Genomic DNA, 13109 nt, shown 5'->3' with positions numbered 1-13109 from the left:
TCTATTCCGCTGTCACTTCAAATTCAGGCTTGTGGGTTTCCGGAGCCTTGAACAAACAAATTTTATTTCCGCCCTTGTCGTTGATGTGAAGCAAAGCCTTCGTCGCGGATTCATCCAAGGATTTGGCGGAATCACACAGGGAAGGATACTCACTGACACCCAGGCTGATGGACACCTTCATGCCGTTATCCATGAACGAAGTGCCTTCAATGATCCGGCGCAGACGTTCTGCGCGCAAAGCCGCACCCTTTTTCGGGCAGTGCGGAAGAATCATAGCAAGCTCATTCACCCCCGTACGGCAGGTGACGTCATTGGTTCGGCTGGTCTTAGTGATGATGGTTGCCACAGCTTTTAGCAACTCATCTCTCACCGCTTCACCCAAAGATGATTCAATCTCATAAAAATCATCCATCGAGATTTTAACAACTGACAAAGGCTGCTTCAGGCGGCGGGCGCGGGACACCTCATCGCCCAGAACTTTCTGGTAATAGTTGCGGTTATAGACCTCAGTGACGAAGTCCTGCACTTCCAGGGAATCGACTTTCTTTTCCAGAGAAAAGTGCGAATAACAAAGCGACAAAAGCGTGAACTCTTCGTTCATGCGCGCAACTTCTTCAGCCGGCAGCTGGCCGGAATAAACAAACACACCTTCCAAAGCGTTGTGCGCATACAGCGGCAAAGCTTTCGGCGGGCTGAAGTGGAATGCTTCCACCAGCATTTCAGTAAAGCGCGGAGGCAACAGGCCAATGGCCATTTGCGAGCTCAGCTCTTTCATGTCGTTGGATTCCAGCTGCACACCGACACCCTGAATGTCAGAGCCCGGAATGCCACTGGCGTGAGTCGCCACAAAGGAACGAACCGACGGCAGGAACTTGAAGAAGACACACAAACTGCCCGGCAGCTGATTCAGATATTTCTGGATCAGATCCTCTTTGCTTTGTGCAGAACGATATTCACCGATGCGGGTTGAAATGGAAACCGGCGGGGCTTTTTCAGCCTCGGCCTGTTTCATGCTTTTCACCGCCGCGGCGTGAACTTCTTCCATGCGCGATTCAGTTGATTTCAAATCATCAAACAGCTGTTCGTTCTGATAGGTCAGATATAGTTTTTCACAGGCACGGTCCACCGCCCACACCACACGGGATTCCAGGGCTGCAGCATCGTCCGAAATCACATCCACGAATCCGTGGCTGTTGTACTGAGCCAGAATGTCAAACTGGGAAATCGAGCTGACCGCAATAAAGCGGATCTCGTCGTTGATACCCTGAACGATGCTGACAAAATCACTCAGCGAACCCGCCAGGGCCGCTGTGGAAAACACCAGAATATGCGGGGCGCTCTCTTTCAGTCTTTGTTCCAGCGTCTCGGGATCCTGGAAGAAATAGGCATCATAGCCGGCTTGCGAAAGATACACTTTCGCCGACGCCCCCAGATCCACATCCGTGGTGAAAACAAAAACTGTAAACTGAGAACTGTAATCGCGAATGTTCAATTAAATCCTCTTTCCAGGGCGGCGAATTTCAACATGATATCCGTCGAGCTTGGATTCTTTTTTGGCAGCAGCCATTTTCGGCGGAACGATAAAATTCACCGGAGTCAGTTCATCATCCATATCAGCAAGGCTGGCACCGGCAGCAGGCTCGACCGGAATCGCGGTACTGGTCACCGGTTCTGTCGCCGCAGCCACAACAGTTTCAGCGGAAGCTTCGACCGCATCGGCGGCCACTAGAATTTCCTCTTCCACTTCAACTTCCTCCTCAACTTCTTCACCCATGAAGCCGTCGATGAAGGTCAGCTCATCGCTGGCAGGCTGAGATTTCTTTTTCACCGTTTTTTTCACAATCTTTTTAACCATCACTTGTTCTGCCGCAGCGACCGGTTCTGCTTTGGCTGGCACGACTTCAGGCAGCTCTTCCAGCAGGTTGTCGATGTTCACATCCAGTGGGGATGCCGCAGGCTCTGGCTGCACCACAGTTGCCGCGACGAAATTCGCTTCGGCTTCGGCGCGCTCCGGGGATTCCTCTTTCAGGCGAGGCAGTTCTTTCATCACAATCACCTCTTCCTCCTCCTGCTTTGGTGCCACCGGTGCTTTCATCACGGCAAGGCCCATGGTTTTCTTGAACAGGATCATCACTTTCGTGCCCTGCCCGCGCTGGGACTCGACTTTCACGTCGGCGTTGTGCTCTTTCAGAATACCGAAGGCCACCGACAAACCCAGGCCCATGTGATTCTGGAACGAGCGAGTTGTGAAGAACGGATCAAAAATCTTTTCGATATTCGCAGGCTCAATGCCCTCGCCGCAGTCCTCGATGTCCAGATGAGTGCCGCTTTCGGATTCGTACAGGGAAACCTTGATTTCCTTTTTCGCCATACGTTCCATCGCTTCCACCGAGTTGGTCATGATGTTGACCATCGCGCGGGTCACACCATCCACATCCAGATCTTTTGCGTGGGTGTCCTGAATGTCTTTGGTGATTTTCACACCTTTTTGCGCAAACAGCGTATCCAGCTGCTTCAGTGCACGCACCAGCGGGCCTTCAACACGCATGGCGTTTTTTTCTTTTACTTCTTCGCCAGCGTAACCCAGAAGCTTGTCCAGCACAGAGCGGGCGGCGCGGGTTTCGCGCAGGATGGAGTCCGTGCTTTGCACAACTTCACTTTCCGGAGATTTTGAAAGAATGACCTGAGAATAACCCAGAATGGAAGCCAGAGGCCCGCGCATTTCATGCGCCAGCGCTGAAGCCACACGCATCGAAGCATCCAGGCGTTCTTTGTGAGCGATCTCTGGATCTTGCCCGATGACTTTTTCCACCACCGGAGCCGGAGCTGGTTTTGCCTTCGCTTCTGCCAGCTGGGTTTCCAGGGTTTCAATTTCTTTTTCTGCAGGTGAAATCACCCATAATGCAGCAGCCGCACCAACCAGCACCAGGCCCGCTCCCAGAAGCAGGAACTGCCACCACAAACCGGTGCGCCCCTTCATCGCCTCTTTCAGCGGAGCGGAACTTAGCACATACAGATTGCTTTGCGGGATCATTTCAAACATGCCGTAAAGATCCTGACCAGACGCAAGTTTGAAAACAGAACTGCCGTGGGAAGAACCGCTTTTTTGCGCTTCACGGAAGACAGGATCATCACGCATCACGGTGCCCAGATATTCAGGCACCGAGTGGCCCACGGTCAGACCCGTGGCGGTCACAATCGAAAATGCACTCAACGAACCTTTTTGCGCGTCGATCAGGGACTGGAAGGTTTCCCCTGAGCCGATCAAAGCATAAGCGCGCGTGCCTTCCAAAAACACCAGCGCGACATAACGACCGCGCTGAGAATCCTGGAAGGGCTTCACATAAAATCTCATGTCGTTGCCGCGCGCACCGATGTTGCCAATGGCCGCCTTCACGAACTCTTTGTTCCAGTTGGCGGCTTTGGAATTTTCACGAACGGACAAAGCTTGCGGATCCAGCTCGGACCCACGCACAGAGAATGCCGCCACCGCATAGTATGGCGACAAAGAACTCCAGTTCATTTTTCCTTTTTGAAAACTTTCAGAATTCAAACCTGAAACCAGGCGCTGCAGGGATTTCAGTTCCACCGTCAATGAATGGTTGATGGCCCCCAACTGGGTGCGGGTCTGCGCTTCGACCCAACTCATTCGATCTCCATAGACAAAACTGTCCGTCCGCCACAAGACAGCGCTGATGAAAACAGTCGCCACCGCAATCAGAACGACGATGAGTTTAACTTTCATTGAGGCAGTTCCTTCCTGTAACTTCTCCACGCTCTTCCAAGAGCGAGATACCTTTGATTTTATTGTAGTTTTAGAAACTGGTAAGAATCAAGCAAGAGTCCTTTGCAAATGCCACTAAAAGGGGTAGAAGATCCCCACTATGAGTACTCACCGCTGCGACATTTTGATTATCGGCTCTGGCACTGCTGGCTTGGCTTTGGCTCTGAAGCTTTCGGAAAATGGAAAAGTGATCGTGCTGGCCAAAGAAAGCGCCGGCGGAACGAACTCTGCCATGGCTCAAGGTGGAATCTCCGCAGTGATGTCCGAAGAGGACAGTTTCGAGGCTCACTTGCAGGACACTTTGACGGCTGGAGCCGGTCTTTGCAAAGAAACTGTCGTCCGCGATTATGTAGAGCAAGCCCCTGATCGCATTAAAGATTTAACAAACTGGGGAGTTCATTTCGATGTCCGCCGCCGCGGCTCCGAAGAAACCAACGAAGTGGATTTGACGCGCGAAGGCGGACACAGCAAAAGACGCATTCTTCACTTCGAGGACCAAACTGGCTTAGAGATCCATCGCACTTTATTGGCGCGAGTTCGCGAAAATCCGAACATCACCCTGATGGAAAAGTATTACGCCATCGATCTGATCGTGAACAAAGAAGTCGACCCTGCGGACATGGATCCTGTGACTTGCATCGGATGCTACGCCCTTAGCAAGGACACCGGAGAGGTGCATACTTTTATAGCAAAAAACACCGCCCTAGCCACTGGGGGTGCGGGTAAGGTTTATCTTTACACTTCCAACTGGGGTGGCGCGACCGGTGACGGCATCGCGATGGCGTACCGAGTGGGCGCCCGCATCGCCAATCTGGAATTCATGCAGTTCCACCCGACGTGCCTGTTCCACCGCGACTCCCGCAACTTCCTGATTTCTGAAGCTCTGCGTGGCGAAGGTGGCGAGTTGATCGACAGCAAGGGCAGTGCCTTCATGCGCAAGTATCACGAGTTGGGCTCGCTGGCTCCGCGCGATGTGGTGGCTCGTTCCATTGACAACGAAATGAAAAAAACCGGGGCCGAGTGCGTGTACCTGGACATGACCAAACTGGATCGCGAGTTCCTAAAGCAGCGCTTCCCGACAATTTTCAACAAGTGTATGGAATTTGGCATCGACATGAGCACACAGCCGATCCCGGTGGTGCCGGCCGCGCACTACCTGTGCGGCGGAGTTTTGACAGATGTTTCAGGGCGCACGGACATCACCGGCCTGTGGGCCATTGGCGAAACCGCCTGCACGGGTCTGCACGGCGCCAACCGTCTGGCCAGCAACTCTTTGCTGGAGTGCCTGACCACGGCTCACAACTGCGCTGAGGAAATCAAAAAGCACTGGGACAGTTACAAGTTGACCGACAAAGAACCCAAAGCCTGGACTCATCCTCAGGAATCCAATGATGACGAGATGATCGTGATCAACCACATGTGGGACGAAATCCGCCGTCTGATGTGGAACTATATGGGGATTGTCCGCTCTAACAAACGTCTGGAACGAGCGCAGCACCGTTTGAAAAACATTCTTTCAGAGACCAAAGAATATTATTCGAACATGAAGATCCACCCGGACATATTGGAACTTCGTAACATCGCGATCGTGGCGGATCTGTCAGTGGAATGCGCTTTGCGCAGACATGAGTCCAGAGGCATCCATTACAATCTCGACTATCCGGAAAAGAGCAAGACCGCCCAGGATACAATCGTGGTTCGAGGCCTGAATTGACTTGCCCGCTTTAAACGGGCACGGCAAGCTAAGACAGTATGTACAAACGATCTGAAGGCTTCTTTAAGGGCTACCAAGACATCAACCTTTTCTTCCAGATTTGGGACAATCCCGAAGCCCGCGGCACCGTGATCATCACGCACGGCCATGGCGAACATTCGGAATCCTATCACCGACTGATCAAAGCTTTTGAAAACGACAAATGGAGTTTTTACGGCTGGGATCTGCGCGGTCACGGTCGTTCGGACGGACGCCGTGGTTACGTGGCGGAATTTGACGATTACTGCAAGGACTACAAAATCTTCCTCGACATGGTTATGAAAGAGGAAAAGGTCAAAAAAGGCCCGGTGATTTTGTACTGTCATTCCATGGGTGGCTTGATTCAGCTGAAAACCCTGCTGCAAAATTCCGACATCGACTGCACCGCGATGGTGATCAGTGCTCCGCTGCTGGGTCTGACAGTTCCGGTTCCGGCGTTCAAAGCCAAAGGCGCTGGCATTCTGAACAAACTTCTGCCGCAGATCACGATGGGGAATGAACTTTCCAACGACATGCTGACACGCGATCCGGATGTGATCCGTGAATACGAACAGGATGCTCTTCGCCACACGCGTGTTTCACCAGGCGCTTTTCTGGGCTTCTTGGAATCCTTTGAATTCGTCAACCCTCGCGCCAATCAGCTGAAGAAACCGGCACTGGTGATTGTGTCTGACGCTGATCCGGTGATCAGCACGTCCGCTGCGAAAGCGTTGTACGAACATCTTGGCACCACGGAAAAAGAGCTTTACGTCTATCCGGGCGGCAAGCATGAATTGATCAACGATACGATCCGCCAGACCGTGTATGCGGATATCAAAAAGTTCCTCGACGGTTTTTTGGAGTCTAAGTAATGAGATATATTCTGGCCTTGGCCACTGTCACAATCCTGTCCGCCTGCGCTTCCACTTATGAAGTGACTCCGTCCGGTCGCACCCTGCGCACCTCTGACGAATACATGCAAGTTCTGGAAGACAACTCGGACAAACTTCGCACCTACAACGGCTTTTACAACGTGCTGGATGTTGAAGGCATTCAGCTGAATTCCAAAGTCGCTGCCGCGCAACTGGATCAGAGCATGCGCCTGTATCAGTGGACGGAAGAAAAATACGCAGAAGAAAAAGCGAAGTTTGAACAGCGTCTTTCCAAGCAGTCTGAATTCTTTGTGACCTTCTTTACACCAGAAAGAAAGAACGACGATCTGTACAAAGCTGACACTGTGTGGAGAATCTTCCTGGATGTGGACGGCCGCCGCTTCGAAGGCAAAGCCACAAGAATCAAACTGCCGCTGGCTGAAATCCAGGGTCTGTACCCGATTCACAACCGCTTCTCGACCCCTTACACCTTCACGTTCCCGGTCCCGATGATTTCCATCGAGGGCAAGGACCAGAAGCTGACCATCACCGGTCCGGTGGGCTCAGGAACTTTGAGTTACAAATCTTCAAAATAAAAAAAGCCCGCTGTGAAAGCGGGCTTTTTAGTTTTAAGAGCGCTTGAACCGGCGCATGACTTCCATTTCAAACAAGGGCTTCGCAAGCTTTGCGATCTTCAAGCCCACCCCTGTTAAGCCCGATGGTTCCACCACTTCCAGATCATGCAACACGGCTTCACGGATGACTTCGGCATACTTGCCCGGAGTCATTGATTCCGACGGAATCACAAAGTTTTTGGAATACAGAGTTTCGATTTCATCAAACATGCGGGTTTTGATTCCCGGAGTGATCAGCAGCAAGGTACTGACGCCGGTGTCTTTCAGCTCCAGACGGATGCAGTTGGTGAAAGCCATCACTGCCGCCTTGGATGCCGCGTAGGTCGATGCGCACGGGAAATTCATGTACGCCGAAACGCTGGAGTTATTGATGATCTTTCCGCGCTTTCTTTTCAGCATGCCCGGCAGCACCCCTTGAGTCAGATGCACCAGAGCGTTCACGTTCACCTGCAGCATTTTATAAACATCATCGATGGGTTGCTCTTCAATCAGACCCCCGGTCAATACACCGGCGTTGTTGAACAGAATATCCACGGGCACATCTTTGATCTGCTCCAGCAGGTGCTCAACTCCTTCACGGGTCGACAGGTCTGCTTCCCAGATGTTCACGGACTTGGCGCCCAGGGATTCAAACTCTTTGATAACTTCGTCGTCTTTTTTTCTGAGCACCAAATGCAGGTTGGCTTTGTCTTCAGCACAGATTTTCGCAAAAGCACGGCCGATTCCACGACTGGCTCCGGTGATCAGGACATGACGGTTGGTGATTTCCATAAGTGCTTATCCTTCCTTGATAACTGTGCTGGGGCTTAAACCCCAGGACTTCAGAATCTCGATTTCTTCAGCGGCCGAGGTGGCTTTTTTGAATTTCGCCCCGGACTGACCGCTTACTCGCTTCTGACACGCAGGCCAGGTGCGGTGACGGTAAACCAATCCCCCCAGATTGCTCAGATAACTAAAGGCTTCTTTCTTCTTTTCACCAGGGCCCTTCATTTCTGGAAGGCTGGTGTCAGCAGGAACCTGCAACAGATCGTAGGGATATTGATCCAAACTCCCAGAGTACAAAGACACATAGTCGTTTTTGGAAAACGCCACGGCAATGCGGTCGCAGCGCTCATTCCCCGGGATTCCCACGTGACCGCGGGAATAGTGCCATTCAATCTTGCCATGGGTTCCCCGTGCAGCAACAACATGGGACAGATCTTCCCAGATATCCTGATTGGAAACTTCGCCACCTTCAGCTGTTTTCCAGCCGCGGCGACGCCACCCGTGGACCCACTGGGTGATTCCACGGATCAGATAGGTGGAGTCCGTATAGAAACGCACTGGCACCTTCATGTGCGCAACGGCCTTCAATGCCTCAAGGGCGGCCGTCATCTCCATGCGGTTGTTGGTGGTGGATTTTTCACCATCCCCCAGCTCCTGCACCTGATTGTCAGGGTAAAGAATCACACTGCCCCAGCCCCCAGGGCCGGGATTGCCGGAGCAAGCTCCGTCGGAATAAATCATGATATGATCGCGAGTATTTGTAGACACGCCCAACATCCTTACGAGCCGGGGCTTTTCTGTCAATGCCCTGTGCGTAGTCGGAGTAGGAATTAACGCCGCCTTGATTCATCCAGCGCCACCCCCTACAGTCCCGTTCTCCTAGGCGTTCGCACAGAAGTTCGAGACGCTTTGTCTTAGGAACCCTGTACTTTTTTGAGACAAGGTCTCCCCTGATATTCCACAATAAGTAGAATAATAGTCAGATATCCGGGGGGATGTGTGAAAAAGAATAGGTTGGCGGCTTTGGCCGGGGCGTCCATATTGGTTCTTTCTTTTCAGAACTGTGCACCGCAAAATTTGCGTTTTGATATGGACTCTGAAACGGCCTATCGAATTGACGGCGAACTTCCCGAAAATGCCAAAGTGTCTGAGTTCCAAACGGAAGAATCTGTGGAATACCCATCGACACAGTTGGTTCTGGTGGTCGATAACTCCCAGACAATGAAGCAATCACAGGAAGAACTGGTCGCTCGTATCGACGGTCTGCTGGCCTCTTTGGCCACGAAAAAGGTGACTGTGCAGCTTATGTCCACCTCCAGTTATCTTAACGCCTCTGGCACTTTGATTTATGGAAGCGTGAAAACAGGCAGTGAAGTTTATGTGAACGACATTTCAGAGCTGGCCGCCAATGACACTCAAGCCATTGCTAAAACGATTTATGGTGGAAGTCCACAGTCTATCGTGCTGGACCCCCGTGATTCGGCGTCAGTTCGTCAGTCTCGCGTGAATAGTATCAAACAATCCGTGCTGAATATGGGAACGGCCGGAAGTGATAATGAATCCGCTCTGTGTTCGATTGTTCAGTTCGCGGCAAACAAATATCAGAAACCTGCGACAAATGAAAAGGTGGTCTTCTTTGTTCTGACGGACGAAGACAATTATCAAGGTCGTCATTGTATGAATGATCTGGTTTATAACTATGACCGCACGATGTCTGTCGTTTATAAAAGAGTCAGCATTCCATTTACGTTCACTGGGGTGGGCTATCGTGACGGAGTCAGCACGAACGTCGAAACGCGCACTTTCTATGGTTACAATTATCTGGCAAAAGGACAAAGTGAAGTTGGCTTGGCAGGACAGAACTGTCAGGGCGAGGACTTAAAGCGTGTTCAGGACAGTATGGCTGCGCTGGTGGGCAAGACGGTCTCTTATAATGGGGTTAATTTCCATTTTAACCAGGTTCAACTGACAGAATGTAAATACACCGAAGGCGCTTCCACATACTATGTAGAGGAAAGCGAAGGTTTGACGGACTATTGTTCTCAGGCCTATCGTGGACATGCGAATATCATGGCTTATCTTGCTTCCATTTACCCAGGGACGGCTGCGACTCAGGCCTGTAAAATGACGGGCCCAACAGGGGTGCGCCGTGGGATTGTGCGTTCGGGGTATTTGCTGGAGGGCGGGACTGATTTAGCCCAGAACTTCCTTAGCGATATTTCCAAGACGGCTCTGCAAGGAAACTACTTTATGGCGGTGGTGGGCAATACCCACGGTCAAAGCTGCGAGCTGAAAATGGGACAGTCTTATGCGGAAACCTTTGAACGCCTGCAAAGCTCCAGTCCTGGCGTTGTGCAGACCTATTCCCTGTGTCAGGACGATGACGGTTATAAAAAAGCCTTTGATAAAATCGCTTCCTCTGTTTCGTATATCAGCCAGGAGTTTCCTTTGGAGATTCCAGAGGGTATGAAGATCCGCGATGTGCTGTTAAAGAGAAAGAGCGGTGCAGAGCTTGAAAAGGTCAAGGCCGATCAGTACGACGTGGCTGGTGGCAAAATCAAATTCACCCTGAAACTTGCCAAGGGAGACAAGCTGACAGTCGTCGTCTTCTAAGACGCAGAGAGGTCCCCGGAATTGGCCCGGTGACCAAACCTTGGACAGTGACCTTGGGTCCTATTGCAGCTCAGGTCGGATTTCAATGGCACCCGATTCGCAGTTGTAATGGTTCTGAGGTGGCCTATGTCTTTTGCTATTCGTCCTGTTCTTGGATTTCTGATCAGTGCTCTGATGGCAGCGCCTGCGTTTGCCAACAATGCTTCTGTGACATCGGCAACATCCGTGATGCAAGCCCCGAAAAAAGACGGTCGCCGCTGGAGCGGTTTTATCAATTCCAGCTATTCCACCAATATGATCGACTATGAAGACGGCACCCGTGGGGAATCCATGGACTATATGGCCCGCTTCAATCTTAAACTGAACAACACTTTCACCGCTCGCGTTCAGGGTGGTTATGCGCAGGACTTGAAAGACTCCCAAAACGATTCTTTCAGCAACACCACTTTCAGTGTGAACCGAACACCGTTCGAGGTGGGTAAACGCCTGTCCATGAACTATCGCGTGGGCATGGTGGCGCCAACTTCCAAAGACGCTCAGAAAAGACAGAATATGATCACGGCCCTGACGGCGGGAACAACTTTCATTGTCAATCCGGACTATCTCATTTCGGGACTGGATATCACGGCGACTCTGGGCTTCAACCGCAACTTCCACCAGTACGAAACGGCTCTGGATGGATCTGTGAACACAGAATACTCATCGAACCAGGGTTTGTCCTTTGCTTACTCTTTTGCCAACGGCATTTCCCTGTCTGCGGACTTCGTGCATATGAACACCTGGTCTTACCAGCGTGTGATGCGTGATTCTTTCGATTTCTCTCAGGAAGTCGGTTATGAAATCAATCCTACGTTCTCGATTGCAGTGGGTCACACCAACAGCGGTTCGACTTTGAAGCCGAACGGAACTGATTCCAATATCGACCTTATGGACGAAGACACGTCCATCGTCTATGGCTCTGTGACTGTTGTATTCTAAGGAACTTCATGAAACTGTGGCTGGCAATTCTCATTCTGATTTTGAGTTTCCAGCCGCAGGCACAGGCCACCACGCCACAATCCGGTTTTGACATCGTCTTTGATATCGACTGGACCACCTTCTACAGCATCAAAAATCCTAACGACCACCAGGGTGACAAACAAATACGCGTCGTCGAGGACAAAGCCTACCGCCACACAGACTTTCTGCCCGAAATGATCGAAACCCTGATGCAAAGACATCCGGATGTACGGATTTCCTTCTTCAGCGGGGGCACTAAATCCCGTAACGAAACTCTGCTGTCGCAAGTGCATCTGTCCGATGGAAGGTCCCTGCTGCAGATTGCTCACCGTGTGTTTTCCAAAGACCACCTGCAGGTCGTATCTCAGGATGAGACACTGTCTTTTCCTTCCCGCTTTAAAAAGAATCTGAGCTTGGTGATGCCGGAAGCAGCACCCACGCGCACCATCCTGATTGATGATCAGACTGATTTTGCGGTGAAGCCTCACAAAGCGGTCAGCTCTTTGGGAATCTTTGACTACTTTAAAAACTATGATTCTTCCATGGCTGGAAAGCCCTATGCTCCTGCTTCCTTTGAAGCCTGGAGTATGGAACGCAACAAAGCCCTGTTGTGGCTGGCGATGCTGGACACCGCCCTTGAAAACGCCCGCGCTCATGGGGACCTGGCCTCTGAAGCCCAGATCCAATGGAATCAACGCCCTCAGAACCGTTTCACTTTGGAAAAGGGCCGTACTCTGATCGCCCGCCCGAAAGCACCTGCCTGCGGGCGCGTGTTCTAAATCACTTTTCTTTTTTCACCAGATTTTTCAATTTCACATAATACAGATTTTTAAACGGATCATATGCCAGGGAATAAGCCGTGGGATAATGCCCGCTGATCATCACCTTGTCAGGGACGGGAATCAGACTGGCAAACCACGTTGTCGCCTGGATAAACTCTTTGGTCATCATCGGCTCAATGAAGTTCATTTCTCCGTTGTAAAACCCATAGATCATCGTGCTAGTAAACGGCTGCCCATTGTATTCGGGCGAACGCGGATCCACCCAGTGCCAGCCCATCTGCGGAACCCCTGCCGGAGTCGGAGTATAAAATGGCGGAATCAGCTCGGGTGCGGGTTGTTTCAAACACACGGCTTCATCTTCACCCTGACAGGTGATCTTTTGACGGTCCTCGGAGCTCATCATATAAAAGTGAAAATCAAAGTGTGGACGGCCATAGACTGATTCTGGCTCATGCCCGTGCGGCATCCAGTCCAGCATCACATGATTGTACGGAGGCAACGCCATCGTCGTCGGCAGAGCCACCACAAAGACCTCAGGGGCATGTTCGGAAAGACCGTCCATAGCCTCCTTCGGGAAGGCCACCCCAATAGAAAGAGGTTCTCCCAAATCAGTGGTTTCAATGAAGGTTCTCACCTCCCCATTCCCCATCGTCGTTGGAGGCCCCCAGACCACCACCACCGCATTCGAGCTGATTCCAAACAAAAAAACCGAAAGCCAAAGAGTGAGCAGCTTCATATTCTTCCTCCCTGAAGATATACCCATAGCCAATCCCCAGAACCATTCCGAGACAAGATCCTGTGTAGGGAATCAGGTATTTGCGCCGTCTCAAAATGAGAAACGCCCTAATTGTCCCCTGATCAAACTCTGGACACCTTTCGCGGCTGAAATGCAAATAGTTCAAACTGAGGTGGTTTCACCGTGGCACC

Annotated in this window: 11 protein-coding genes; 6 read left to right on the top strand and 5 right to left on the bottom strand. The window is 51.4% G+C overall.

From position 1 onward, the window contains the following. Window position 1: 1 nt before the first annotated feature. Both ACNQKP_RS07705 and ACNQKP_RS07700 read right to left on the bottom strand, forming a co-directional pair. Complete coding sequence (locus ACNQKP_RS07705; RefSeq protein WP_417863919.1) at window positions 2-1492, bottom strand: GGDEF domain-containing protein; 1491 nt, start codon at window positions 1490-1492, stop codon at window positions 2-4. After that, window positions 1493-3745 (bottom strand): ATP-binding protein, encoded by a 2253-nt coding sequence (locus ACNQKP_RS07700; protein WP_417863917.1) that lies wholly within the window; start codon window positions 3743-3745, stop codon window positions 1493-1495. A gap of 139 nt (window positions 3746-3884) precedes the next feature. On the opposite strand from ACNQKP_RS07700, the gene nadB reads away from it, so the two are divergent. The 3 genes from nadB to ACNQKP_RS07685 are packed head-to-tail and all read left to right on the top strand — an operon-like array spanning window position 3885 to window position 6984. Beyond that, on the top strand, window positions 3885-5498 hold the full coding sequence (nadB, locus tag ACNQKP_RS07695; RefSeq protein WP_417863915.1) for an L-aspartate oxidase: 1614 nt from the start codon (window positions 3885-3887) through the stop codon (window positions 5496-5498). Window positions 5499-5536: 38 nt separating this feature from the next. Beyond that, entirely contained in the window at window positions 5537-6388 is an 852-nt protein-coding gene (locus ACNQKP_RS07690; protein ID WP_417863913.1) for a lysophospholipase, read from the top strand. Further along, window positions 6388-6984 (top strand): hypothetical protein, encoded by a 597-nt coding sequence (locus tag ACNQKP_RS07685; protein ID WP_011165492.1) that lies wholly within the window; start codon window positions 6388-6390, stop codon window positions 6982-6984. Before ACNQKP_RS07690 ends, ACNQKP_RS07685 begins: the two co-directional genes overlap by 1 nt. A gap of 33 nt (window positions 6985-7017) precedes the next feature. Here the strand turns inward: ACNQKP_RS07685 and ACNQKP_RS07680 are convergent, their stop codons facing one another. Further along, window positions 7018-7794, bottom strand: coding sequence for an SDR family NAD(P)-dependent oxidoreductase (locus tag ACNQKP_RS07680; protein WP_011165493.1), 777 nt, complete (start codon window positions 7792-7794; stop codon window positions 7018-7020). Window positions 7795-7800: 6 nt separating this feature from the next. Then, the gene (gene rnhA / locus ACNQKP_RS07675; protein ID WP_417863911.1) at window positions 7801-8565 is read right to left on the bottom strand and encodes a ribonuclease HI; all 765 of its coding nucleotides are present in this window, start codon (window positions 8563-8565) and stop codon (window positions 7801-7803) included. A gap of 222 nt (window positions 8566-8787) precedes the next feature. On the opposite strand from rnhA, the gene ACNQKP_RS07670 reads away from it, so the two are divergent. The 3 genes from ACNQKP_RS07670 (at window position 8788) to ACNQKP_RS07660 (ending at window position 12179) form a co-directional block, all read left to right on the top strand. Next, entirely contained in the window at window positions 8788-10401 is a 1614-nt protein-coding gene (locus tag ACNQKP_RS07670; RefSeq protein WP_417863910.1) for a hypothetical protein, read from the top strand. A gap of 126 nt (window positions 10402-10527) precedes the next feature. Next, the gene (locus ACNQKP_RS07665; RefSeq protein ID WP_417863908.1) at window positions 10528-11379 is read left to right on the top strand and encodes a hypothetical protein; all 852 of its coding nucleotides are present in this window, start codon (window positions 10528-10530) and stop codon (window positions 11377-11379) included. Window positions 11380-11387: 8 nt separating this feature from the next. Then, complete coding sequence (locus ACNQKP_RS07660; RefSeq protein ID WP_417863907.1) at window positions 11388-12179, top strand: hypothetical protein; 792 nt, start codon at window positions 11388-11390, stop codon at window positions 12177-12179. 1 nt (window position 12180) lies between these two features. Here the strand turns inward: ACNQKP_RS07660 and ACNQKP_RS07655 are convergent, their stop codons facing one another. Further along, window positions 12181-12918: a DUF5602 domain-containing protein gene (locus tag ACNQKP_RS07655; protein WP_417863905.1), complete on the bottom strand. Its 738-nt coding sequence runs from the start codon at window positions 12916-12918 to the stop codon at window positions 12181-12183. Window positions 12919-13109 lie beyond the last annotated feature (191 nt).

Origin of the sequence: Bdellovibrio bacteriovorus, from assembly GCF_048286975.1 — a bacterium.
In the GTDB taxonomy this organism is placed as follows: Bacteria; Bdellovibrionota; Bdellovibrionia; order Bdellovibrionales; family Bdellovibrionaceae; genus Bdellovibrio; species Bdellovibrio bacteriovorus_H.
This window is presented reverse-complemented; position numbering and strand designations above follow the sequence as displayed.